This window comes from Thalassotalea sp. Sam97 (genome assembly GCF_041379765.1).
In the GTDB taxonomy this organism is placed as follows: domain Bacteria; phylum Pseudomonadota; class Gammaproteobacteria; order Enterobacterales; family Alteromonadaceae; genus Thalassotalea_A; species Thalassotalea_A maritima.
Genome location: NZ_CP166919.1, coordinates 540,849 through 566,994, shown reverse-complemented (window position 1 = coordinate 566,994; position 26,146 = coordinate 540,849). Strand labels below are relative to the sequence as shown.

Annotated in this window: 24 protein-coding genes; 20 read left to right on the top strand and 4 right to left on the bottom strand. The window is 43.2% G+C overall.

Going from position 1 to position 26,146, the window contains the following annotated elements; all coding sequences use genetic code 11:
- Positions 1–262 precede the first annotated feature (262 nt).
- Both ACAX20_RS02445 and ACAX20_RS02440 read left to right on the top strand, forming a co-directional pair.
- Positions 263–673: a rhodanese-like domain-containing protein gene (locus ACAX20_RS02445; protein WP_371188294.1), complete on the top strand. Its 411-nt coding sequence runs from the start codon at positions 263–265 to the stop codon at positions 671–673.
- Between the two features lie 14 nt (positions 674–687).
- On the top strand, positions 688–1,341 hold the full coding sequence (locus tag ACAX20_RS02440) for a trimeric intracellular cation channel family protein (RefSeq protein WP_371188292.1): 654 nt from the start codon (positions 688–690) through the stop codon (positions 1,339–1,341).
- 30 nt (positions 1,342–1,371) lie between these two features.
- On the opposite strand, the gene ACAX20_RS02435 is transcribed toward ACAX20_RS02440, so the two are convergent.
- The 3 genes from ACAX20_RS02435 to tyrS form a co-directional block, all read right to left on the bottom strand.
- Positions 1,372–1,701: a ribonuclease E inhibitor RraB gene (locus ACAX20_RS02435; RefSeq protein ID WP_371188291.1), complete on the bottom strand. Its 330-nt coding sequence runs from the start codon at positions 1,699–1,701 to the stop codon at positions 1,372–1,374.
- A 47-nt stretch (positions 1,702–1,748) separates the two neighbouring features.
- Complete coding sequence (locus ACAX20_RS02430) at positions 1,749–2,207, bottom strand: DUF4136 domain-containing protein (RefSeq protein ID WP_371189557.1); 459 nt, start codon at positions 2,205–2,207, stop codon at positions 1,749–1,751.
- Between the two features lie 212 nt (positions 2,208–2,419).
- Positions 2,420–3,619 (bottom strand): tyrosine--tRNA ligase, encoded by a 1,200-nt coding sequence (tyrS, locus tag ACAX20_RS02425; RefSeq protein ID WP_371188290.1) that lies wholly within the window; start codon positions 3,617–3,619, stop codon positions 2,420–2,422.
- Positions 3,620–3,960: 341 nt separating this feature from the next.
- Between tyrS and ACAX20_RS02420 the strand changes: the two genes are divergently transcribed.
- The 11 genes from ACAX20_RS02420 (at position 3,961) to ACAX20_RS02370 (ending at position 16,867) form a co-directional block, all read left to right on the top strand.
- Entirely contained in the window at positions 3,961–5,160 is a 1,200-nt protein-coding gene (locus tag ACAX20_RS02420) for a peptidoglycan DD-metalloendopeptidase family protein (RefSeq protein ID WP_409351153.1), read from the top strand.
- Positions 5,161–5,164: 4 nt separating this feature from the next.
- Positions 5,165–6,289, top strand: coding sequence for an anhydro-N-acetylmuramic acid kinase (locus tag ACAX20_RS02415; protein ID WP_371188287.1), 1,125 nt, complete (start codon positions 5,165–5,167; stop codon positions 6,287–6,289).
- A 165-nt stretch (positions 6,290–6,454) separates the two neighbouring features.
- Positions 6,455–6,646, top strand: coding sequence for a hypothetical protein (locus tag ACAX20_RS02410; protein ID WP_371188285.1), 192 nt, complete (start codon positions 6,455–6,457; stop codon positions 6,644–6,646).
- A 183-nt stretch (positions 6,647–6,829) separates the two neighbouring features.
- Complete coding sequence (gene focA, locus ACAX20_RS02405; RefSeq protein WP_371188284.1) at positions 6,830–7,684, top strand: formate transporter FocA; 855 nt, start codon at positions 6,830–6,832, stop codon at positions 7,682–7,684.
- 61 nt (positions 7,685–7,745) lie between these two features.
- Positions 7,746–10,031 carry a formate C-acetyltransferase gene (gene pflB, locus ACAX20_RS02400; RefSeq protein WP_371189556.1) on the top strand — a complete coding sequence of 762 codons (2,286 nt, stop codon included), beginning with the start codon at positions 7,746–7,748 and terminating at the stop codon, positions 10,029–10,031.
- Between the two features lie 112 nt (positions 10,032–10,143).
- Positions 10,144–10,887, top strand: coding sequence for a pyruvate formate lyase 1-activating protein (pflA, locus tag ACAX20_RS02395; RefSeq protein ID WP_371188283.1), 744 nt, complete (start codon positions 10,144–10,146; stop codon positions 10,885–10,887).
- Between the two features lie 129 nt (positions 10,888–11,016).
- Entirely contained in the window at positions 11,017–11,424 is a 408-nt protein-coding gene (locus tag ACAX20_RS02390) for a nuclear transport factor 2 family protein (RefSeq protein ID WP_371188281.1), read from the top strand.
- A 172-nt stretch (positions 11,425–11,596) separates the two neighbouring features.
- A complete protein-coding gene (locus ACAX20_RS02385; protein WP_371188280.1) occupies positions 11,597–12,721 on the top strand; it encodes a helix-turn-helix domain-containing protein in 1,125 nt (374 codons plus the stop codon).
- A gap of 118 nt (positions 12,722–12,839) precedes the next feature.
- A complete protein-coding gene (locus ACAX20_RS02380) occupies positions 12,840–13,733 on the top strand; it encodes a DUF2306 domain-containing protein (protein WP_371188278.1) in 894 nt (297 codons plus the stop codon).
- Between the two features lie 323 nt (positions 13,734–14,056).
- Positions 14,057–15,748 carry a gamma-glutamyltransferase gene (gene ggt, locus ACAX20_RS02375; protein ID WP_371189555.1) on the top strand — a complete coding sequence of 564 codons (1,692 nt, stop codon included), beginning with the start codon at positions 14,057–14,059 and terminating at the stop codon, positions 15,746–15,748.
- A gap of 204 nt (positions 15,749–15,952) precedes the next feature.
- The gene (locus ACAX20_RS02370) at positions 15,953–16,867 is read left to right on the top strand and encodes a LysR family transcriptional regulator (RefSeq protein ID WP_371188277.1); all 915 of its coding nucleotides are present in this window, start codon (positions 15,953–15,955) and stop codon (positions 16,865–16,867) included.
- A gap of 98 nt (positions 16,868–16,965) precedes the next feature.
- Here the strand turns inward: ACAX20_RS02370 and ACAX20_RS02365 are convergent, their stop codons facing one another.
- Entirely contained in the window at positions 16,966–17,838 is an 873-nt protein-coding gene (locus ACAX20_RS02365) for an alpha/beta hydrolase (RefSeq protein WP_371188275.1), read from the bottom strand.
- Positions 17,839–18,058: 220 nt separating this feature from the next.
- Between ACAX20_RS02365 and ACAX20_RS02360 the strand changes: the two genes are divergently transcribed.
- The 7 genes from ACAX20_RS02360 (at position 18,059) to ACAX20_RS02330 (ending at position 26,036) form a co-directional block, all read left to right on the top strand.
- Complete coding sequence (locus ACAX20_RS02360) at positions 18,059–19,531, top strand: 2-hydroxymuconic semialdehyde dehydrogenase (protein ID WP_371188274.1); 1,473 nt, start codon at positions 18,059–18,061, stop codon at positions 19,529–19,531.
- Between the two features lie 77 nt (positions 19,532–19,608).
- Entirely contained in the window at positions 19,609–20,028 is a 420-nt protein-coding gene (locus ACAX20_RS02355; RefSeq protein WP_371188272.1) for a RidA family protein, read from the top strand.
- A 7-nt stretch (positions 20,029–20,035) separates the two neighbouring features.
- On the top strand, positions 20,036–20,653 hold the full coding sequence (locus tag ACAX20_RS02350; protein WP_371188270.1) for a 3-hydroxyanthranilate 3,4-dioxygenase: 618 nt from the start codon (positions 20,036–20,038) through the stop codon (positions 20,651–20,653).
- Positions 20,654–20,656: 3 nt separating this feature from the next.
- Positions 20,657–21,649 (top strand): amidohydrolase family protein, encoded by a 993-nt coding sequence (locus tag ACAX20_RS02345; protein ID WP_371188269.1) that lies wholly within the window; start codon positions 20,657–20,659, stop codon positions 21,647–21,649.
- 57 nt (positions 21,650–21,706) lie between these two features.
- A complete protein-coding gene (gene kynU, locus ACAX20_RS02340; protein WP_371188267.1) occupies positions 21,707–23,761 on the top strand; it encodes a kynureninase in 2,055 nt (684 codons plus the stop codon).
- An 11-nt stretch (positions 23,762–23,772) separates the two neighbouring features.
- The gene (locus ACAX20_RS02335) at positions 23,773–25,149 is read left to right on the top strand and encodes an FAD-dependent oxidoreductase (RefSeq protein ID WP_371188266.1); all 1,377 of its coding nucleotides are present in this window, start codon (positions 23,773–23,775) and stop codon (positions 25,147–25,149) included.
- Positions 25,149–26,036 carry a tryptophan 2,3-dioxygenase gene (locus tag ACAX20_RS02330; protein WP_371188264.1) on the top strand — a complete coding sequence of 296 codons (888 nt, stop codon included), beginning with the start codon at positions 25,149–25,151 and terminating at the stop codon, positions 26,034–26,036. Before ACAX20_RS02335 ends, ACAX20_RS02330 begins: the two co-directional genes overlap by 1 nt.
- Positions 26,037–26,146: the final 110 nt, after the last annotated feature.

The following is a 26,146-nucleotide window of genomic DNA, read 5'->3' as shown; positions in this document are numbered from 1 at the left end:
CGAGAACGACTGATTAACTCGTTCGCTAGGCCGCTTAGTTAACAAGCGCCAACCCTTTAGAAAAATCCTGAACTTGTTCAGGATTTTTTTTCAATTAAACTAGTTGGTAATGGCTTATACCTATTCGCATAAACATTTAGTCTGTTCAGAGCAATTTCAGTGGATTGGTATTCTTGGCAAAAAATCTATTGCTTTAAGCATTAAACCCATGAATGATAACAGTATTGTTTAGATACGTTTTTACCTAAACTAAGAGGTTCTTATGAAACAACTCACCATCACCCTATTGTTGCTATCTTCACTGTTGTTTAGCACATTCAGTTTTGCGGATAGCTCTGCCGAGTTACCCGAGCAAATAACCCAACAACAATTAATTGCGATGCAACAGTCTCAATTGCCATTTTTACTACTCGACGTGCGCAGTGAAGAAGAATATCAGCAAGGCCATATCGCAGGAGCCATCAATATTGATTTTCGTCAGCTGAGCGACAATCTAGAGATCCTTAACCAATATAAAGAGCAAAATATTGTCGTCTATTGTCGCTCTGGTCGTCGTGCTGGTATCGCCATCGACGAGCTAACAAAGCTTGGCTTTAGCAATCTCACTCACCTTGAGGGTGATATGCAGTTATGGCGTAAAAATCAACGCCCTGAACAAAAAGAGCAGCAATAACGAGCCATAATCACGTGACCGATATCGCGGTTAGCGAGCACCTGAGCACCTTCGTTTATCTTGCCGACTTATTCGGTGTAATTGTGTTTGCCCTATCAGGTGCCTTGGTTGCTGGTCGCTACCGCCTTGATCCTTTTGGCGTAATCGTCCTTGCCGCAATCACCGCCGTCGGTGGCGGTACCATCCGCGATATTATTATCGGCGTGCCAGTATTTTGGACTGTGCAAACCGAATATATTTTCGCGATATTAGCCACATCCTTGATCACCATCATTCTTGTTCGTGAACCGAAACACGTACCAAGACGCTTTATGTTAGTGGCTGACGCGTTTGGTTTAGCTTTGTTTGCCGTCCTCGGCACCCAAAAAGCGTTAGCGTATGAGCAGACCATGACTGCCGCAATTATTCTCGGCACGATGACGGGGGTAGCGGGTGGCATGATCCGCGATATTATTTGCAATCAAATTCCACTTATTTTAAGGCAGGAAATATATGCTACCGCCGCCTTACTGGGCAGTAGCATATTTGTGCTATTAGATTATTTACAGTTGAGTGAACCCATCGCAGGCACTATTGCCATGCTCTGTGCTCTGATGTTGCGATTAGCGAGTATTTACTGGAATATGTCGTTGCCCGCTTTCAATTTTGATGACGACACCAGTCCTTAATAATACTGACGACTACCAAGCAAGCTAGATTTAACCGTCACACTCCACACCCCAGCCATCGTTGTAGCCATCGAATTTTCGTGCAAGCTTTTCAAATTTTTCTTCCATTGCCACAATATTTTCGTAGCTTGGGATCATTTGGATCGTGCAATCAACATCCCAAACGCCAGGCGTCTGATCAGCATGAACTTTAACGCTAGCTTGCATATCGCTTTGTTCAATGTCAGCAGCTAACGCTCGCGCATTATCTTCTTGTTCAAATAACTGATAGAAAACCACATCAATAGGTTGGCTTAAATCGATGCCAGCTTCTTGCATCTCGGCTAATATACTGCCGTGCTCATCATTAGGTAGGGTCATTTGCTACTCTTTGTGCATTATTTTCAACTTCCCCTATTGTACCTCGCTTATCGCTTATTGGGGAGTTGATTTAAGATATTATCGACCGCTGCAACAATCATTTGTTGTTGTTCATCGCTGTTATCTTTAGGGTTAAGCTCAAGTTTGCTAAACGCACGATATACAGAGCGTTCTGTTTGACCATCAAGGATATCAATAATTAATGTCGATGAGCGAAGCCCTTTGGTTAACTGGCGCTGCTCCTTGCTCGTGCAACCAAGGCAGGCACGCACTTGCTTGTTATATTGCCAGAGCTCACTCGGATCTGATTGAACCACAAAGTAGGTAATGATGACGTCAGCTTGCTCGACCGGTTGATAATTCATCGCTAAGTCATGCATCTTGTTTTCGATGGCGATTTCTATTCGACTGCGTTGATAATATGGCAAACTTTGTAATTGAGTAAAATCAGAATCGCGAGGATATAGGCCATAGCTGGACACGCGATTAAAATCATAGCCGGCCATTAACTGGGGTTTAATTTGATTACTGCAAGCTGAGCCCCATACTACGCTAAGAACAATGAATATCCACCTAAAATACATACCATTTACCACTTATTGTTTATTCCCATTAATCTACGTGAAATCCCAACAAATGCCTAGCCATAAAAAAGGCCAGTTATATAAACTGGCCTTTGGATTTAATGGTTAACAATAAACGCCTACCGGCATATCGTTTAGCTTAGCGTTACTTTTGCAAATTTACGTTTACCTACTTGGTAAACCGCTGTGCTGCCTGCAGCACATGCCTGCATTGCGTCAGTCGCTTTTTCACCGTCAATTTTCACAGCGCCTTGCTTCACCATACGACGAGCATCAGAAGTGGTTGCCACTAAACCAGCTTCTTTTAACAAGTTAGCTAGGGCTATGCTGCCATCTTCGGTTGCAATCGTTTTTTCTTCCATGTCCTCAGGCATAGCACCTTTTTGAAAACGATTAATAAATTCTTGGTGTGCGGCTTCTGCGGCTGCTTCGTCATGGAAACGAGCGATAATTTCTTTCGCCAAAGCAATCTTGATATCACGCGGGTTAGCGCCATCAGCAACTTGCTGTTTAAATGCGTCAATTTCGCTTAATGGTCTAAAGCTTAATAAGTCGTAGTAACGCCACATTAAATCATCTGAGATTGACATTACTTTACCAAACATATCATTTGGCGCGTCGGTAATACCAATATAGTTACCTAACGACTTAGACATCTTTTGCACGCCGTCTAACCCTTCAAGTAATGGCATCATTAAAACGGTTTGTGGACGCTGACCTTCGGCTTTTTGTAACTCTCGGCCCATTAATAGGTTGAACTTTTGATCGGTACCACCAAGCTCAACATCCGCTTCTAGAGCGACTGAGTCCCAGCCTTGTACAAGTGGATACATAAACTCATGGATAGCAATCGCCTGACCTTCTTTATAACGCTTTTTAAAGTCATCGCGTTCCATCATACGAGCAACAGTTTGGCGAGACGCCAATTTAAGCATACCTGCGCTACCAAGTGCTTCCATCCAAGTCGAGTTAAACTCAACACGTGTTTTTGCTGGATCTAAGATCTTAAACACTTGCTCTTTGTAGGTTTCAGCATTGGCAAGAACATCTTCTTTGCTTAACGGCTTACGAGTTACGTTTTTACCGGTTGGGTCACCAATCATGCCAGTAAAATCACCGATAAGGAAAATTACTTCGTGCCCTAGCTGCTGAAACTGACGCAGCTTATTGATTAAAACAGTATGACCTAAGTGCAAATCTGGTGCCGTTGGATCAAAACCTGCTTTGATCTTAAGTGGCTTACCTGTTTTAAGTTTTTCCAGAAGTTCATCTTCTAGCAGAATCTCTTCTGCGCCGCGTTTCAATTCGTCAAACGCCTGCTGAATATCGGTCATGCTGTTGCCTTTTCGCTGATTAATGCATTTTCCCTGCGCTCATTGGCTAAAAATTAGCTTGATGTCGATGGGATTAAATTTGTACAATGGCGCAGATTTTACTGCAAAATAGCGGTTAGTGAAAACCCCGCAGTTGCGAGTTTTTTAATTTTTTTGCTATAGTCGTAGCGTGTAGTTGTAGATGTTTATTAATGCAAGCCAGTAACAATTTGATAAAAATAACAAATTTATTTTCAGCGCTACCCAAAAAGCACCAGTTATTAATTGTTTTAGGTGTCTTTTTTATCGCCATTTTGCTGCTTTTACCGAGTCAAAAAGCAGTGTCTTCGACGCAGGCTACAATGCCTGCTTTTGAGGTTGGTAAAACCTATCGTTTAACCATTCCTGAAACGACCCAACAGCAACTATCGCAAGTCGCAGAGCAAAAGCCAAGCCAATTAAACTGGCAAAAAACCACCGTAAAAAGCGGTGATACCCTAGCAAAAATATTTAATCGCTTAGGTTATGACGCGCAAACCACACATGCGGTGAGTAACAGTGAGCACGGTAATATTTTCAGAACCTTAAAGGTAGGCGATAAGCTGGAAATTCCCAGTGATGAATTCGGTGAGTTTGCTGCAGTTAAGTACCCATTATCAACAACAGAAACGTTACTTATTAATAATCTAGACGGTGGTATTGTCAGCGATGTTGTTGAAAAACAAGTCGATACACGTATCGGCTATGCCCAAGCGACCATCACTAGCAACTTTTGGAACGCTGCGCTTAAAGCTGGCCTAACCAATAGCCAAATTATGAATTTGGCTAATATTTTTGGCTGGGATGTCGATTTTGCTTTAGACATTCGTGAAGGCGACAGCTTTGCCGTAATGTTTGAAGATCAATACATTGATGGTGAATTTGTCGGCCACGGTAATATTTTAGCGGCCGAGTTTATTAACCAAGGTGAAGTCTTTAAAGCCATTCGTTTTGACGATGGCGAATATTATAATGAGCAAGGTAATAGCATGCGCAAATCGTTTTTACGTGCGCCGGTTAGTTTCCAATACATCAGCTCAAACTTTAAACCGAAACGCTATCATCCAATATTAAAACGCTATAAAGCACATAATGGTACCGACTACCGAGCCCCCAAAGGTACGCCGGTAAAAGCAGCTGGTAATGGCCGAGTTATTGCCTCGACCTATAACAAATATAATGGTCATTATGTGTTTATTCAGCACGCTAATAACATCGTCACTAAGTACTTACACTTTTCCAAACGTAAAGTGAAAAAAGGTCAGCGTGTTAAACAGGGTGATATCATTGGTTTAGTGGGCTCGACAGGACTGTCACAAGCACCGCATTTACACTATGAATTCCTGCTTAATGGTGTGCACCGCAATCCACGTACGGTTAAATTACCGGACGCAGAGCCTATCGGTAAAAAACACCGTGGTAAATTTGAGCAAATGGCGCAACAAATGTTTGCCCAGTTAGAAGGCTCTAAACAAACCTTAGTCGCAGCTACAGGTGGCGACACGGTTGACGTTGCTGAGTAAGCAGATGATGAACAAGGCCGACAACCTATATATCGGCCTTATGTCTGGTACCAGCGCCGATGGTATCGATTTAGCTCTGGTGCAATTTACCGAAACCGGTCATCAGCTAAAGGCCAGTTATTATCAACCATACGACGCAAAGCTGCGTCAACAAATCCAACAGCTGTATACGCCTGGCTTTAACGAAATCGATTTATTGGGACAACTGGACAAACAGTTAGCTCATCACTTCGCAGCAGCAATTAATAGCTTTCTCATGCAACACAATCTCGCGCCCGAGCAAATTTGTGCCATCGGTAATCATGGTCAAACGGTGCGGCATCGACCTGAATTTAACTCGCCTTTCACCTTGCAAATTGGCTGTAATCAAACCCTTGCCTGCCTCACAGGTATTCGCGTTGTTGGTAAGTTCCGTGATAAAGATATAGCCCTTGGCGGTCAAGGCGCCCCCCTCGTACCAGCTTACCACCAAGCAATGTTTGCCGGCAGTGAACACGATGTCATCGTCGTCAACATTGGTGGCATCAGTAACATTACTTATTTGCCTGCCGATACAAACAAAAACGTTGTAGGCTTCGATACTGGCCCAGGAAATGCGCTACTCGATGATTGGTATATCAAACATCACGCTAATGCAGAATATATGATGGACTTAGACGGCCGCTGGGCAAGTGACGGCGTGACAAACAACGCATTACTTACTACCATGCTTGCCGATCCCTATTTTCATAAGCCATACCCCAAAAGTAGTGGCAGAGAGTACTTTCATCTAGATTGGCTTGACCAACAACTCACCGAGCAAACGCTCAGCCCTGCTGATGTACAAGCAACATTGTTATCACTAACCGTTGAGTCTATCGGCTTTGCAATAGACAAGTTAACTCTGCAAAGCCAAGTCATTATTTGTGGGGGCGGTGCTCATAACAGTGAGATGATGCGCCAGCTTGAGCAACGATTGTATCGTCATAATGTAACCCGAGCTGACAAACTCGGTATACCAAGCGATAGCCTTGAGGCATTGGTATTTGCATGGCTGGCTTATGCCTTTGATCAGCGAATTCCATCCAACTTACCCTCCGTTACGGGTGCCCAAAAAGCCGTACCGTTGGGTATCAACTTCACGCCGTAACCCCCGATAATCTTTGCAACGATTGATCAAAAGCTGAACTCCCCGCGTATAACCTTGTCTATAAAATAAGCAGTCTTAACCTGAGCCTGTCCGTCACGTCTGATTCGTGCGGTAATTTCTTCAATTGCTATGACAATTGTTCAACCTTATCCGAAAGGGGGCATTATGGACATTGATAAAATCCGTATTGGCATGTTATGTAGCTCTGAGAAAGGCAGTGGTCGAGTGACCTGGATAGATGGTACAACACGTACAGTTTACATCGAAGATATGGTCGGTAATAACGCCGTACAAGTAGGTATTGATGAACTTATTGATGATCCACAAGTTCACAATCACGAAGACCATTATTATTAATCACCACAGGTGATCGCCAATAGCGTATTACACATTTACCACAATTCAATCGCGCTTGTTAACAGATTAAATTATTAGCATTTGCTAAATTTATTACATATAGCAACTACAATTTGATCATTCTCCATCACTTTTGACAGTTTCGGCTGAAAGTTTCCGACATTGTTAAAGTAAGGTAAAAAAATGCAAGTCAACCCGTTTGACGCCATCCTGCCAGCAGACATGGCGAAAAAAGCCGAAGATCTCGGTGTGGTAAAAGCCAATAAAGATGGCTTATCAGCATTTGTTTTGGCCCTGACTGCCGGGGTCTTCATTGGTATTGCCTTCGTTTTCTATATTAGTGTCACCACCGGTGGCGTTGCACTTCCTTATGGTTTAAATAAGTTTATTGGCGGCATCGCCTTTAGCCTCGGCATCATTCTCGTCGTGGTTTGTGGAGGGGAGTTATTTACCTCATCGGTGTTAACCACGGTCGCCAGAGCCAGTGGCCGAATTAGCAACAAAGCCTTCATCAAAAACTGGGCAATTGTTTATCTTGGTAATTTCACCGGGGCCATGTTTCTTGTTGCCTTAATGTTCTATTCACAACACTATTTCCAAGCTAATGGTGCCGTCGGTGCCAATTACCTTTACGTAGCAAAAGCCAAGCTAGGGCATGATTTTTTGCAAGCAGTAGCATTGGGCATTTTATGTAACTTAATGGTCTGCTTAGCAATTTGGATGTCTTTTGGCGCCCGCTCGGTTACCGACAAAGTGATCGTTTTGGTTTTGCCAATATCGATGTTTGTTACCGCAGGTTTTGAGCACTGTATCGCCAATATGTTCTTGATCCCAATGGCGATCGTTATCAAAAACATTGCCCCAGAAAGCTTTTGGATTGAGAACGGCCTGCAAATAGAACAATTTTACCAGCTCACTTGGGGCGATTTTCTACTTAATAATTTATTACCTGTCACCATCGGCAACATTATCGGTGGTGGCATTTTAGTGGCTCTGACTTACTGGGCAATTTATTTACGTAAGCCAGCAGCTCACTAAACATGGCTCAAGTTAATGAGCCATGGATAACAATTTTGTTTATGATATTGGAGCACTTAGTATGCAATCTGACAACCCAAACAGCGCGTGGAGTGATTTTACTCCCGGCGAATGGCAAGAAAAAGTCAAAGTCCGTGACTTTATTCAAAAAAACTACACACCGTATGAAGGCGATGCAAGCTTTTTAGCGGGCCCAACTGATGCCACCAACACCTTGTGGGAAAAAGTTGCTGCAGGTATCAAAAAAGAAAATGAAACCATGGCACCGTTGGATTTTGATACCGAGATCCCTTCGACCATTACTTCACATGGCCCAGGTTATATTAACCAAGACTTAGAAACCATTGTCGGTTTACAAACGGATCAACCGCTAAAACGCGGCATCATTTGTAATGGTGGTATCCGTATGGTGGAAACTAGTGCTGAAGTGTATGGCAAAAAGTTATCGCCACAAGTTAGCGAAATCTTTAATAAATACCGTAAAACCCACAACCAAGGGGTTTTTGATGTATATACCAAAGACATCTTAAAAGCGCGTAAATCAGGCATTATCACCGGTTTACCTGATGCCTACGGTCGTGGCCGTATCATTGGTGATTACCGTCGTGTGGCACTTTATGGTATTGACTTTTTAATGCAAGACAAAGCCAATCAACACGTTTCTTTAGAGGCAGACTTATATGATGCGACTTCTGCAGAAGAGGTTGAGCGCATTATTCGTTTACGTGAAGAAATCTTTGATCAGCACCGTGCGTTAGCTGACATGAAAACCATGGCCGCAAGCTATGGTTTCGATATTTCAGTGCCAGCTAAAAATGCAAAAGAAGCGATTCAATGGACTTACTTTGCATATCTTGCTGCAATTAAATCGCAAAATGGTGCGGCAATGTCGTTTGGTCGCGTATCGACCTTCCTAGATATCTACATTGAACGTGATATCAAACGTGGTCAGTTAACCGAACAACAAGCGCAAGAGCTCGTTGACCATTTGGTTATGAAATTACGTATGGTGCGTTTCTTACGTACACCTGAATATGATCAATTATTCTCAGGCGATCCTATTTGGGCAACAGAATCAATCGGCGGTATGGGTGTAGACGGTCGTACTTTAGTATCGCGTACCAGTTTCCGCTTCCTTAATACCTTATATACCATGGGTGCTAGCCCAGAGCCGAACATTACCGTATTGTGGTCAGAGCAACTGCCAGCAAACTTTAAAAACTACTGCGCTAAAGTATCGATTGATACCAGCTCTATTCAATACGAAAACGACGACTTAATGCGCCCTGATTTTAACAACGACGATTATGCGATTGCTTGTTGTGTGAGCCCGATGATTGTCGGTAAGCAAATGCAGTTTTTTGGCGCCCGCGCCAACTTAGCAAAAGCATTGCTGTACGCAATCAATGGTGGTATTGACGAGAAACTCGGCACCCAAGTTGGTCCGAAAATGGCGCCAATTACCGACGAAGTATTGTCATACGACACCGTCAAAGCCAACTTCGATCAGGTGACTGACTGGTTAGCTAAGAATTACGTTATGGCGTTAAACTGTATTCACCTAATGCACGATAAATACAGCTACGAAGCATCACTAATGGCGTTGCATGATCGTGATGTTGAACGCACCATGGCCTGCGGTATCGCTGGTTTATCGGTCACTGCTGATAGCTTATCAGCAATCAAGTTTGCCAAAGTCAAACCAATTCGAAATGAGCAAGGCGTTGCCATTGATTTTGAGATTGAAGGTGAATTCCCTGCGTTTGGCAACAATGACGATAGTGTTGACGATATTGCTTGCCAGTTGGTTGAAGAGTTTATGGCGAAAGTTGCACGCATACCTATGTATCGCAAAGCGACACCGACCCAATCTGTATTGACCATCACCTCGAACGTTGTCTACGGTAAGAAAACAGGCTCAACCCCTGACGGTCGTAAAGCCGGTGCGCCGTTTGCACCGGGTGCCAACCCAATGCACGGCCGAGATACCAAAGGGGCTCTCGCGGTACTGCGCTCAGTGGCGAAATTACCATTTAGTTCAGCAAAAGATGGTATTTCATATACCTTCTCTATGGTACCAAATGCCCTAGGTAAAGATGACAACAGTAAGCAACGGAACCTTGCAGCGCTGCTCGATGGCTACTTCCATCACGATAGTGACACCGAAGGCGGTCAGCACATTAACGTTAACGTGCTCGATCGTGAGATGTTATTAGATGCAATGCAAAACCCATCTAAGTATCCACAACTTACCATACGTGTCTCAGGTTACGCGGTGCGCTTTAACTCGCTAACCAAAGAGCAGCAACTGGACGTGGTAAATCGTACCTTTGTCGATCACATGTAATCAGTGATTTAAAGGGTGGCTTATTGAACAAACCAAGATAACCACCCTTTTTTAATCCATATCCGCTGTAATGGAGTATTGATAAGTAAGGTAATCAGTAAGAGGTAACATAGTGTCTGAACTACTTGGTCGTATTCATTCAGTAGAAACATGCGGTGCCTTTGATGGTCCTGGTCTGCGTTTTATCATTTTTATGCAGGGCTGCTTAATGCGCTGTAAATATTGTCACAACCGTGACAGCTGGGATGAAGACATTGGTCAGCAGCTCACGGTTGAGCAACTGATGGCGCAAATTCGCACCTATAAGCAATTCTTCAAGTTTTCAGGTGGCGGCGTGTCCGTATCTGGCGGCGAACCCGTATTACAAGCCCCGTTTGTCACTGAGCTTTTTAAGGCCTGTAAAGCTGAAGGCATACATACCTGCCTTGATACCAACGGTTTTGTCCGTAATCACAACCAAACAATAGATGATTTGTTAGCCGTGACCGATTTAGTGTTACTGGACTTAAAACAAATGAATCGTGAAATTCATCGTGACTTAACTAAAGTCAGTAACCGTTACGCCATTGCCTTTGCTCAGCACCTAGCACAGATTAACAAACCGACTTGGATCCGCTACGTGATCGTGCCAGGTTATAGTGATGATGAAGCATCGGCAAAACTATTGGCCGAATTCATTGCGCCAATGCCAAATATTGAACGTTTAGAGCTATTACCTTATCACGACACTGGCTCATATAAGTGGCTGCAATACAATGACACTTATGAGTTGGCCGATACCAAACCACCGAGCCAAGAAAGCTTAGATAATTTGGCGCAGCTGTTTCAAAGCTATAACCTCACCGTCGTGATTTAATTCTGCTTTGTCATCTCGTTAACTTTTACAATGCATCTCTATATTGTGTTCGTATCTGCCGACATTTAACTTCCCCTTTATCTAAATCTCTGTTATTAAAACTAATGTCTATATCCAAAGGAAAAAACAATGAAGTTAAAACATGGATTAATATGTCTGTTGCTGTTCTCAAACGCTAGCTATGCACACCCCCTAACAGACAAAGTAAATGAATATTTTCAAGCGCAAAAAGCTGTTGAACATAAGAACTCAACTGAAACTGATGTTGCAAAACTTTTGTCACTGTTAACCATGGATGCGACTTTTGAGCACCCTAGTTTTGATGCCGTTCAGTCAAAAAGTGAATATGAAAAAGGCCTACTTTACTATTTAGGCAAATATGGAAAATGCGATATCAAAGTATTAAATATCATCGAAGGATTAAATGCCGTTACGGTTGAATATTTGCCCCCCTGTATCGATCAAGATGGCAAAGCGGAGCTTGAAGGCAATCGACAAAAGCTTGTTACCTTATTTGAGTTCGAAGACGAAAAATAAAATTAATTCGTCACTATTTTTAGGTAAACAAGCAGTTCAATGAAAGCTGACTTAAATAGCCGGTTATTTTATACCCCTCATATTGCTCAAATACTATTGTCTTGTTTGACTGACGTTGTGTGTGAGCTTTATAGTTAGCGACGAAATACAATCGCTTCTATCTGGTACATCAATGGTTAACGTTTTTCCTACAGTTTTATATTCTTGCATGATGGGAATGGTCATACTTGCCTCCATAGATGTATTCAAAAGACCCAATGATCGTCAGAATACTTTTCTTAAAGGGATTTTGTTGCTGTTAATGGTGCATTTAGCTGGTGAGCTTTTTATATCTTCGGCGGCATATGTACATGCACCTGGAATAGCCGGATTAGAATTGCCTTTCAAAGTATTACTTGGGCCTGCACTTTATTTTTATGCTCATGCGACTATGTCTGCTGATAAGGCAATAAATAAGGGGGTAACGCTACTTGCAGTATCAGGCCCGGTCATAGTCGTTCTTGTGATGTTGCCATTTATCTTTATGATTACACCTGCACAAAAGCTGGCGTTAGCCAATCCTGAAACTAGAGATCCACAGCTATGGAAAATAGCCGTATTAACCTGTTTATCCACTACCATCATCTTTATTGTGTATACCCTGTCATTCTTGGCGATGGCGTTAAAATTACACAATTCTCATGTTAAACAGTTAATGGAGCGATTTTCTGAAATTGAGCAACGCTCAGTTGGTTGGTTTAAAAGCGTATTGTTTATATGGGGAACAGCTTGGTTAATGTACTCGTTGGAATTTTCCCTAAATGCACTTGGGCTTCATTGGTTTGGAACTGGTACTGTATTGCCGGTAATTACTGCGATTGCTCTAGCCGTTTTTATTCACAGTGCTCTTGCTCAAAAAGTATTGAAAGAATCAGACAAAGGCAAATCTAAAGCTGTTAAAACGAGAGCGGCAATTTTATCTAATGAAAAAATGCAATTAATCGCGGCAAAGCTGGAATCCGCTATGACTGAGGATAAACTGTTTTTGCAAGATGACTTGTCGTTAAATAAGTTGTCGAAATCTATTGGTGAATCAGAAAATCATATATCCGAGACACTTTCTCAATATCTGAAAACGAACTTCTTTTTATTTGTAAACGGCTACAGAATTGAGCATGCAAAACAGCTTCTACGCAATAGTGAAATGCTCGTAGCATCTATCGCTTTTGAAGTGGGATTTAAGTCAAAATCTACTTTTAACTCAGCATTCAAAAAATTAGTCGGTGAAACGCCAACAGCCTACAAAGCCTTAAATTAGTACAAATAACAGACAAACAAATAGCTAATTCGTCCAGATATGCCCATTCGGACGATAGTTCACATGCGTACCTGTATAAATTGATGGCAACTGACATCAATTTATACAGGTACGTATTTTGGAAACCCTATCGAAGAATATTTCATTAGAAGAAAAGCATGAAAAAGTCACTAGCTCTACACCGCAATCAAAGCAAGGCAATACAGAATTTGCAAAGAAGCTGTTAACGCATTCAGCAACATTTTGGTTTATTGCTGTTTTCGTTGGTCAGTGGCTTTTCTTTTACTACATCATGGCATTTTATGGATTCTCGGTTATTGAAAATAACCTTCAAATCTGGAACCGATGGGAGGCGATGGGGAGCAGCCCCTATAAAGAAGGAGACACGCTAGGTAACACAGCTTTTGCATTTCATGCGATAGGGGCGGGAATTGTCGCATTTGGCGGTGCTCTACAGCTGATTCCCAAAGTTAGAGCTTTACTGCCAAAGTTTCATAAAATAAATGGATATATATATTTAATCACCGTCTTATTATTAGCCTTTTCAGGATTCTATTTATCTTGGATTAGAGATGCGAGTCCAGGTACTCTTTCTGCCACCGGAACCACGATAAACGGCTTGTTAATTATTGCTTTTGCATACTTAACGGTTAAAAGTGCTCGCCGTAGAAAATTAGCAGAGCATAGAAAATGGGCTATAAGACTGTTTTTAGTCTCTAATGCTCAGTGGTTCCTTAGAGTGGGCACTTTCAGTTACATGATTTCGGGCAGCTTAATTGGCGCTCAACCTGCGTTTGGTGATCCATTCTTCAGCATCTGGACTTTTGGTTGTTTCTTTATTCCGCTCGCTGTCGCACAGTTGTATTTTTACGCCAGTGAAAGACCTAGTACTAAATTAAAATATTTGGCGAGTAGCGCGCTAATAACCCTTACTATTTTTATGTCATTAGGTATTTTTGGTCTGACACCATTTTTACTTCAGATTTTGTCTGATCAGCCCATCACTTTTTAAATAGCTAAGTTCGCCTTTCGCGCAGAGGCGAACGCGATGACTGCATTCGATATCAGCATTAGTAAAAAAACGTCAAGCGCATTGCCGTTAATACAGAGATTAATTCTCGACTTATATTTCATTGCGCCTTCTTTACCTTGTATGCATTTTTTGTCATTGTGATTGCATTAACAACAATAATGACAAACGAATCTCAGCATATGCGTAAAAAATCATTTCTGTTAGGTCTAAGTGCCGTTAACTTTTTATCTGCTTGCAGTTCGCAAACCAGCGTTCAAGACCCTAGAGTTGTCTATGTAGGCGACGATAATCGTCCTGTACAAATGCGCGAAGACGGCCGTGGAGACCGTGTCGTCAGCGCGCCATTCGCTACTCGCTCGGCAGTTTTAGGCCTAAATGGCATGGCCGCGACTTCACACCCTTTGGCTAGCCAAGTTGCCATCGATATTCTAAAACAAGGTGGTAGCGCCGTTGATGCGGCCATTGCTGCCAATGCTGCCATCGGTTTAATGGAACCAACAGGTAATGGTATAGGTGGGGATTTATTTGCTATTGTCTGGGATCCAAAAACCGAGAAAATATACGGTTTAAATGGCTCTGGTCGCTCAGCAAAAGGACAAACCTTAGCACAACTTAAACAAAAAATAGGTGATGTTAAAGAAATTCCTAATTGGGGTAGCGCTCCGGTAACTGTGCCTGGCACTGTAGATGCCTGGTTTGAATTACACGGCAAGTTTGGCAAGTTAGCCATGACCGATAACTTACAGCCCGCTATCGATTACGCTTACCAAGGCTTCCCTGTAACCGAAGTTGTCTCGTATTACATGGGCATTTATCAAGAGCGATACGAACGTTTATTTAAAGCAGGAGAAATTGAAGAGATCGCCAATTATCAAGCCACCTTTCTTATCGATGGCAAGTATCCCAAAGAGGGACAAATATTCAAAAACCCTTATTTAGGTAACACCCTTACAAAAATTGCCCAAGGTGGTCGCGATGCATTTTATCAAGGTGATATTGCCGATATCATGGATGCGTATTTCAAGCGTATTGGCGGCGCACTGCGCAAAGAGGATTTTACCAGTCACACCAGCACTTGGATAGAGCCTGTTTCGGTTAACTATCGCGGCTACGATGTCTGGGAACTACCACCAAATGGACAAGGTATTGCCGCACTACAAATGCTCAATATCCTTGAAGGCTACGACCTACAGGCAATGGGCCATAATAGCGCCGATTACCTGCACGTTATGACCGAAGCAAAAAAACTAGCCTTTGAAGACCGTGCTCGTTTCTATGCCGACCCAGACTATTACGATATCCCCCTTAACGGGTTGTTATCAAAACAGTATGCCGCCGAGCGTCGTCACCTTATCGATATGAATAGCGCTGCAAACCAAGTAGAGCATGGCGATCCTAAGCTGATTGATGGCGATACCATTTACCTTACGGTGGCCGATAAAGATGGCATGATGGTGTCGCTTATTCAAAGTAATTATCGTGGTATGGGATCGGGTTTAGTCGCCGATGGTTTAGGTTTTATTTTCCAAAATCGAGGTGCCCAATATTCCTTAAGCGAAGGTCATCCTAATGTTTACGCACCCAATAAGCGCCCTTTTCACACCATCATTCCTGCTTTTTTAAGTAAAAACGGACAACCATTGATGAGCTTTGGTTTGATGGGCGGGGCGATGCAACCGCAAGGACATGTACAAATGGTGGCGAATATCATCGACTTTGGTATGGGGGTACAACAATCTGGCGATGCGGCACGTTATCACCATCGCGGTTCAACCGAGCCGACGTGGCAAGGACGTATGCAAGACGGTGGCACGCTTGAGTTAGAAAGTGGCATTAACGCCGATGTTGTGCGCGAGTTGCAACGCCGTGGCCATAAAATTGATGTGACCTCTGGTCCGTTTGGTGGTTATCAAGCGATATGGCGCGATCCACAAACGGGTGTATACCATGGCGCCAGCGAAATGCGCAAAGATGGTATGGCAATAGGTTACTAACGCGAAAACAGCAATTCACTTGAAAAAGGCGGCTAGGATAGTCGCTTTTTTTATTGCACTGTTCACGGTTTGGTTCGTCATCAGTATCAGCTAATAGACGCTAGCTATTGCGAAACACTATCGACTCCTTTAGATTGTTTAAATAATATTATCTTTCTGTCTTTAATCATAAATTATTTCAATAATTTATAGGCCTGTTAGCGTATGAATTTTGCAAAAAGTCAATTGAACGTAAGTCATCTTAAGATGATCTCAACCATCGCCAGCTCCGATACCGTAAAAGAAGCAGCAGAGCGATTATTCATCACCCAACCAGCGCTAACAAACCGCATTCGCGAGGCAGAACGACGCCTTAACACAGAGCTATTTGTGCGCCGTGGCAGAAAGTTAATTATTACCTCGTCGGGTAAACGACTGCTGTATTCTGCCAATAAAATACTCGAAGAGTTAGCTCGCGCAGAGCATGACATTTCTCGCCTGTCTGATGGCGTTGAGCAAGTCGTGCGTTTAGGGGTGCCTAATTACTCATCACTCAAATGGCTACCCAAAGCCATTAACCATTTTGAGCAAACCCTGCCGCACGTTGAATTAGAAATCATCGCCAACTCTCAGCAGCAGCCAATTCAAGCCTTATACAACGGTGATGTTGATGTGGCGCTAATATGCAGTGCACATGACAGCATTAAATTAGATGACCACACCTATAAGTCTCAATGTGTTGTAAAAGATGAATTACAAGCGCTGTTAGCGAAGGATAATCCCCTGACGAAAAAAAATTACTTAGTCGCCGAGGACTTTCGGCAAGCAACTTACATAACCAACAGCACGGTGCCGGAAAAGGACCGTGAATATGAATTGTTTTTTAAACCGGCCAATGTCATTCCCAAAAAAGTCATGCAGGTCGGCTTTAACGAGGCCATTGTCGACTTAGTCAATGTAAACCTAGGGGTAACGATAATGGCTAAAACTTTACTAGAGCCATACCTTTTGACACACCAAGTAAGCAACCGCACACTGACAAATTCTGGGTTAGCTATATACTGGCATGTGGCTTATGGCAAACAACCGGCGATTTGCAGCGCTGCTAGTGAGCTAATTAACGTGTTACAGCAGCAATAATGACTTTAGTTTCACTTAGCTTTCGTTGTGCTTAATTTTGGCCGTTGTTAGTGCCAGGCAGCCAACTCATCAAATCACGAAGCACGTGTTGGGATAAGCTATAGCCGCATTTGCCGAGCCACAAGTTCAAATAATGTACTGCTGCTATCCGCTAAATCAAGAATGACATCAAAGTGGTTGCGACCTTTAATGCACTCTGGCACAACGTTGAGCAATGTTGCCATATGATTGCTTTGTCGTTTAAATTCGCTGGTTTCATTATCCCCATAGGCAATGATCACGGGACACTGTACTTTCGATGGCAAGGCGAGCGGGCTAAGCTTTTCAATTTCGGTAACGGTCAGTTGTAATGGCTCGTTAACGTAAGTGTGAACGATCGGTTCAATATCATAGATACCGCTTACTGCGCAGATACCGGCAATTATTGAGGCGTCAGCTTCCACAGATAAATAGCCATCCCAATGAGTTTGCGCCATGAGCATTGCCAAGTGTGCACCGGCAGAGCTACCGCTTACATAAATTTTATCGCGACGGTAGCCATAGTGTTCGGCGTGTAAATACAAATAAGCCAAAGCGCGTCGATTTTGCTCAACAATTTCTGTTAACGTTGCCGATGGCGCTAAGCTATAGTTGATTACCGCAAAATGGCAGCCATGGCGCTGAAAGTTGGTTGCAGCAAAACTCGATTCTTGTTTGCTCAACTCTTGCCAATAACCGCCATGAATGTAGACATGTAAACAGCCTTGATTTGATTCTTCGTCCATTGGTAGGAATAAATCCAACACTTGATCGCGATTATCACCATAAGCAATATCTTTTAGCACCCGCTGTTTTGCCACGGCTAGTTGCTCGGCCGCTTCACTTTGCTTAATGTACTGCCCAATGAAGGGGGCAATGTCATCAACACAACTGCTTGGCGAGTACTCGGTTTCTAGCTGTTGCTTATTAAATTGCCGATAAATCATATCCATGCCATAACCTCAATGCCCAATAAGTCGCACCACCACTGGTGCGTTTATTTCAATATACCGATTATTACCAACATAAATTAATTGAATAAATTTTATTGTTTAATACAAATTTTGAATCATTATTCATTCATTTTTTTTATTAAATCAGTCATTTTTCAAAATTTTTGTTATCCAAATAAACACGCTAGAGTTAATTATTATTTATTAACACTTTGATTTTATGGCCAATAGCAACGATTTGTTTTGTTATGTCGATGGTGAGTTTATCGATAGCCAAGTCTATTTCGACAACATTAATCCGGTTAATGGCAGCAAAATAGGCACTATTAGCGAAGCAAACGCACAAATCATCGACCAAGCTGTCACCGCCGCCCAATATGCACAGCAATATACTTGGGGCAAAATGGGTACGGCTAAGCGTAGCGCCCTATTGCATCAAGTTGCCGATAAAATGGCTGAACGCGAGCAAGAATTTATCGAAGCGGAGATGCGTGATACCGGCAAATCACTGCATCAATTAAAAACCATTGATATCCCGCGCGGTACGGCAAATTTTCGCACCTTCGCTGACATGGTGAAATTTCATGGTGGCGAAACCTTCATTAGCGAACAAAGCAATGGCGATAGCGCACTAAATTACACGGTAAATAAGCCGCTAGGCGTCGTTGCGATTATCTCGCCATGGAATTTACCGCTGCTTTTGGCCACTTGGAAGATTGCACCAGCCATGGCCTGTGGTAATTCGGTTATCGTCAAACCTTCAGAAGAAACATCATCGACCATGTACTTGCTAGCCCAGATCATGGATGAGGTAGGTATTCCTAAAGGGGCTTTTAATTTATTGCTTGGCAGGGGTAACGTCATTGGCGACCACATAACCGGTCATCCTGACATTGATGCCATAACTTTTACCGGTGCATCGGCAACAGGTAAACGCATCATGCATAATGCTGCGCATCACGTGAAACCAATATCATTCGAACTTGGTGGTAAGAACTCAGCCATTGTTTTTGATGATGCTGATGTCAACAAAGCCGTTAAAGGTGTGGCGCGTTCTAGTTTTACCAATTGCGGCCAAGTGTGTCTGTGTACTGAAAAAGTGTTCGTACATCGGAGTATTTTCGAGGATTTCGTTAGCCAATTAAAACAACAAGCGGAATCGCTTTGTATTGGCTACCCAGACAATAAAGACGTCTTTATGGGGCCGTTAGTATCAAAAGCGCATCAACAAAAAGTGCTGAGCTACTATCAGTTAGCAAAACACGAAGGGGCCGTTTTCATCACCGGCGGTGGTGTTCCTAAATTTAATGACGAGCGTGATCAGGGCTACTTTATCGAACCGACAATCATTAGCGGCCTTGCCGATGACGCACGCACCAATCAAGAAGAAATTTTTGGCCCCATTTGTCACATCTCTGTATTTGATGATGAAGACGAAGTCATTGCCCGTGCCAATGCCACAGAATACGGCTTAGCGGCATCGATTTGGACCGAGAACTTAGCCCGTGCACATCGTACCGCAGCACAAATGCAGGTGGGCTTAGTCTGGGTCAATACCTGGTTTTTACGTGATTTACGAACTCCTTTTGGCGGCACGAAGTTATCAGGCATCGGCCGTGAAGGCGGCCAACACTCACTTAATTTTTATACCGAGCCTAGCAATATTTGTATCCAGATTGACCACAAGACTTAATGCAACAATGATCAATCGTTTGCAAACAGCTCACAAGCCCTAGTTTGAAAATAACCGATAACACAAGGATCAAACACATGACCATCAAGGCGAAAGTCGTCGACGGCAAAGCCACACCGCGAGGTAAGTTTCCGCATGTGAAACGCGCAGGAGATTTTATTTTTATTTCCGGGACATCGTCGCGTCGAGCAGACAACAGTTTTGCAGGGGTAGTTGTTGATGACATGGGTGCAACCGACCTTGATATTCGCGAACAAACCCGAGCTGTAATCGAAAATATAAAAGACTTACTGGCATCGGTTGATGCCAGTCTTAAAGATTTAGTCGAAATTAACACGTTTTTAGTCAATATGAATGACTTTGCGGGATACAACCAAGTTTACGCTGAGTATTTTGACTATGACGGCCCAACTCGCACCACCGTTGCAGTGCATCAGTTACCGCATCCGCACCTATTGATAGAGTGTAAAGCGGTTGCCTATAAACCGCTCAAGTGAGGACAACATGAGTCAATTAAAAGCCTTTAATTTTCAAGCATGGATTGATGAACATAGACATTTGTTAAAGCCTCCGGTTGGTAATGTTCAAATTTGGCAAGATACCGACATGATGGTTACCGTGGTTGGCGGCCCTAATCAGCGTACTGACTTTCACGATGATCCCGTTGAAGAATTCTTCTATCAACTTAAAGGCGATATGGTGCTAAAGATTATCGAAGACGGTCAATGCAAAGATGTGGTTATTCGTGAAGGCGATATCTTTTTTCTCCCTAAGCACGTACGCCATTCTCCACAACGTCCCCAAGCAGACAGCATTGGGCTTGTTATCGAGCCAAAACGCCCCGAGGGGATGAAAGATGCGTTTGAATGGTATTGTTTCAACTGTCAATCACTGGTGCATCGCGCGGAAGTATTGCTTAAATCGATTGTCGATGACTTACCGAAAGTTTATCAAGCATTTTACCAAGACGAGCAAGCACGTACTTGCCCACAATGTGGCGAGCGCCACCCTGGTAAACAACCTCCCGAAGGTTGGGTGCGCATCCCACAGCGAATGCCTGATCAACAAGCGTCTAATAATAATGACAGGCAGGCTAGCGTCCAAGCGAATGGCGAGGGTTAATTGATGCGAGTTATTGATATTCATTCCCATTTTTTTCCAAAAACATGGCCCGATCTACAAGCAAAGTTTGGTGGCGATGATTGGCCTTGGTTACAACACCAAGGTGGTGGTAAAGCGATGCTCATGAAAGGCCAACAAGCATTTCGACCGATTTATTCTGCTTGCTGGGATCCTGCACTTCGACTTGAAGAGATGGATAATGCTGGTGTCGATAAACAAATCATTTCCGCAACACCTATTTTGTTTGCCTATCAGAAACCCGCAACGCAAGCGCATTATTGCGCGCAAATGTTTAATGATGCTGCTATTGAGATTTGCACTCATGCACCCGAGCGTTTATTTGCCTTATCTCAGGTCCCCCTGCAAGACATAGATCTTGCCTGTAAAGAGGTTAGCCGTGCTAAACAGATTGGTCATGTTGGTGTACAAATTGGCAATCACGTTGGTCTTAAGAATATGGATGACGAAGGCATCCTGACCTTCTTACAACACTGTGCCGAAGAGAATATTGCCGTGTTTGTTCACCCATGGGATATGATGGCGAGTGAGCGTACCAAAGACTACATGATGGGTTGGACAGTAGGCATGCCAGCTGAAACACAGCTATCCATTGTCTCATTAATTTTAGGTGGCGGTTTTGACCGATTACCAAGCAGTCTCAAAATCTGTTTTGCCCATGGCGGTGGTGCTTTTGCCTTTTTACTTGGACGCTTAGATAACGCTTGGCATCACCGTGATATCGCTCGTGGCAAGTCAGCTTACCCACCAAGTCATTACCTCAATCGCTTTTATTTAGATACCGCGGTATTTGACCATGATGCCCTTGATTTATTGGTTAAAAAAATGGGGAGCGAACGTTTGATGTTCGGCACCGATTACCCCTTTCCCCTAGGAGAACAACAAATGGGGCAGCTAATAAAGACAGCGAACAGTCTAAGCGATAAACAAAAACAACAGTTGCTCGCCAACAACGCCGAACGGTTCTTTTCGATTTAGAAACCTTGGCGATATATAGACGCAAAAGTACCAACAACAAAGAAGTGAAGCCTAATTATGATGTTACACCAACTCGCCGAACAGCTTGATAATGCGGCGCTAAACGCAGAAAGCATTGAGCAATTATCAAACCACTGTTCGTTATCATTAGCCGATGCCTATCAAGTACAAAAGTTGAGTATTAAACAACGCTATCAACGGGGAGAGCGCTTAGTTGGCTATAAAATGGGGTTCACTTCTCGTGCCAAAATGCAACAAATGGGTGTCGACGACTTAATATGGGGCCGACTAACCGATGCCATGCGCATTAAACAAGGTCAATGCATTGACTTAAGCAATTATGTGCACCCAAGAGCCGAGCCAGAAATCGCGTTTAAACTTAAAGCGCCATTATCAGGAAAGGTCACTAAGCAACAAGCGTTAGATGCCATTGAAGCCATCGCCCCAGCTATTGAGATTATTGACTCACGATATCGCAATTTTAAGTTTTCTTTGTCTGATGTCATCGCCGATAACTGCTCCAGTACTGGTTTTATTATTGGCCAGTGGCAGTCTGCTGATACCGATATCAGTGATTTATCGATGACACTGTTAGTAAATGGCCAAGCGCAACAAACAGGATCAAGTCAGGCTATTTTGGATCACCCAATAAACTCGTTAATAGAAGCCGCTCGTTGTATTGCCGAGAGCGGTGAACAACTAGAGCCTGGACAAATAATCCTCGCAGGTGCGGCCACAGCAGCCGTCGCGCTAGAGCCTGGGCAACATATTAGTGTGGCGGTTGAAGGAATAGGCGGTTGTAGTTTTCATACCCTACCTAGCAAAACATTTGAAAACAGCTTGGCATGTGCAACGGCCATGGATGAAACCGATCCCCTCAAAGGTTATCGTCAGCAATTTCATCATCCTGTAATTAATAACAAGCCCGTTCTTTACTTTACCGGTAACTCTTTAGGGCTACAGCCAAAGGCGATAAAAGACTACGTAAATGAAGAACTGGAACAATGGGCGCAATGGGGCGTAGAGGGTCACTTTCATAGTAAAAATCCTTGGCTAAGTTATCATGAATTACTTACCCCTCAATCGGCACAACTGGTTGGCGCAAATAACTCTGAAGTTGTCTGTATGGGCTCACTAACTAACAACTTACATTTATTGTTTGTCTCCTTTTATCAGCCGACCGACACGCGCTTTAAAATTATTGCCGAAGCAAAAATGTTTCCGTCTGATCGCTATTTATTAGAAACCCAGGTACGCCATCACGGCTTAGATCCTGAACAGGCAATTATTGAAGTCGCCCCTCGTACTGGTGAGCATTTAATTCGCGAGCAAGATATTATCGATACCATTAGCCAACACGGTGACGAAGTCGCCTTAGTATTTTTAGGCGGCGTAAACTACTTCACTGGGCAAGTGTTTGATATGCAAAAGCTCACTCGCGCAGCGCATAATGTGGGCGCCTTAGCGGGTTTCGACTTGGCTCATGCCGCGGGTAATATTGAATTGCAATTACATGATTGGCAGGTAGATTTTGCCGCGTGGTGTACCTACAAATACCTCAATGCCAGTCCAGGTAATACCGCAGCAATTTTTGTTCATGATAAGCATGGCCAAAACACCGATATTAACCGCTTTGGCGGTTGGTGGGGACACGATAAACAGCGCCGATTCTTGATGGAAAATAATTTTCAACCGATGGCTGGTGCCGAGGGCTGGCAACTAAGCAACGCGCCTGTTTTAGGCATGGCAGCACTAAAAGCATCATTGGATATGTTTGCAGATGTAGGCATGGCAAAGCTTCGCAGCAAAAGCTTAAAACTCACCAGTTACCTTGAGTTTGTATTTAACGACGTTGTTAGCCAGTTTGATAACGTACAACTTGAGATTATCACCCCAACCAATGCCAACCAGCGAGGCTGTCAACTTTCGGTTAAGCTGCTAGGTACCGATAAAGCCTTTTTTGATGCTCTAACAGACTCTGGCGTAATTGCCGATTTTCGTGAACCCGATGTAGTGCGTTTATCCCCCGCGCCCCTGTATAACAGCTTTAGTGATATATATCACTTCGGACAGGTATTGCACCAGTTATTAGAGCACTGGCAGCATAATTAAGGAGGTAGCGGATGGACAGTATCAATAAAGCTCAGAATATTGCTATCGCCGGCGCGGGCCCCGTAGGTAGTTTATTAGCGATAATGCTTGCTCAAAAAGGCTATAACGTAGATGTTTTTGAAGCTCGTCCCGATTCACGAGAGAACAACATATACCAAGGTAAGTCGATTAATTTAGCCTTATCTGATCGTGGTTGGCTGGCCTTGCGAGCAATCGGCGTTGATGAACAAGTTCGTCAACAGGCCATCCCGATGTATTGTCGTATTATGCATGACAAACAAGGTAAGTTAACAAAGCTCGCTTATGGCAAGCAAGGGCAAGCCATTTGGTCGGTATCCCGTGCAGGCATTAATGAGCTGCTGCTGAACCAAGCGGAGCAACACAACAACGTAAATATACATTTTCAACATCCATTAACTGACGTCAATTTTACAGAGCCATGTAGCCAGTTAACGCATCACGATAAGGTTATCGAACACAACAGTGACATTCTCATCGGTGCCGATGGCGCATTTTCTAAAGTGCGTCGCCTTGCTCAAGAGCTGCCCGGACAGCGCGTTAGCCACTCATTAGAATATATGCCACAAAGTTACATCGAACTGACGATTCCTGCGAATCCAGATGGCACTCATAAGTTAGAGAAAAATGCGCTGCATATCTGGCCCCGTGGTGAGTTTATGTTAATTGCTTTACCCAACAATGATGGCTCGTTTACCTGTACCTTGTTTCTTAATCATCAAGGCGAACTAAGTTTTGAGTCGCTCGACACAAAAGCTAAAGCCAGCGCATTTTTTAACGATAACTTTGCCGATGTCATGCCGCTACTTAATGATCCTATCAATGAATTTCTCAGAAAACGCCCTGCATCATTGTGTTTAGTGCACATCTATCCTTGGGTATTTAACGATAAAGTAGCGCTAATAGGCGATGCTGCGCATGCGATGGTGCCATTTTACGGGCAGGGCATGAACTGTGGTTTTGAAGACTGCCGAATACTGGCAGAGCTCGAAAGTAAATACCATGGTGACTGGACAAGCATACTTACGGCGTATCAAGATGAACGCAAAGTAAATGGTGACGCCATCATTGAACTCGCGAAACGAAACTTTATTGAAATGAGCAAGTTAAGTGGCGATAAAAACTTTTTACTACGTAAAAAAATTGAAGCGAAGTTTAATGAGATGTATCCTGAGTTATGGGTGCCGCTGTATTCTATGGTCACGTTTTCACCACATATTCCCTATGAATACGCATTGCGCACTGGCGATATTCAAAAGCAAATCATGGATGAAATCATGGCTATACCCAATATTGAACAATGCTGGCAAGAAGAACACATTTATCAACAACTCCATTCATTAGCTGTCGCTAAATTGGAGGCTGCATAATGCCTTGCCCGTACCATAAGTCACCTTCGTCCCAAAGTGAGTCATCTGATTTACAGAGTAATGTCCGCGATTTAGAGCAAAGTATTCATACCGACTTTAGTGATGATATGTCCTATGGTGACTATCTGTGCTTGAAGCAAATTTTAAGTGCGCAAAAACCATTATCCGCTGAACATGATGAAATGCTATTTATTACCATTCATCAAGCGAGCGAATTGTGGTTAAAACTCGCCGGATTTGAGCTCAGTGCAGCCATAAAAAACATCCAAGATGGCGATTTTGGCCACGCCTTCAAGGTGATCGCCAGGGTTAAGCAAATCTTTGTGCAACTGACGCAGTCGTGGGCGGTGTTATCAACACTAACACCTGTCGATTACTTGAAATTTCGTGACTCACTTGGCCATTCGTCTGGGTTTCAATCATACGGTTATCGTAAGCTAGAGTTTTTATTCGGCAACAAAAATGCCGATATGCTCAAAGTCCACCAAGCCGATAGCGACGTTTATATCGAACTAAATAACACACTTAACGCACCGAGTTTGTACGACCAAACAATTAAAGCGCTTGCAAATGCAGGGTTTGACATCGATAAGGCGCACCTCAATCGCGATATTACGCAACCATATCAAGCTAACGAATCTGTATTGCAAGCTTGGCTCGGCGTATATCAAGACAGCGAAACCCACTTCCAACTGTATGAGCTGGCAGAAAAGCTGATGGATATTGAAGATGCATTTCAAAACTGGCGCTTTAAACATATGTACACCGTACAGCGGATAATTGGTAACAAGATGGGCACAGGTGGCTCATCTGGAGTGGCATTTTTGAAAAAAGCCTTAGATATTAATTTTTTCCCAGAATTATTAGAACTTCGGACTCGTCTATAAATAGCGAAAAAGTGATGTGTTCACGCTTATTTTTAATCCTTAGTCTACTTTACTAACTTAATGATAAGCGTCTGCGAGCGATTAGCCCAAAAAGCAACTATAGTTTCATA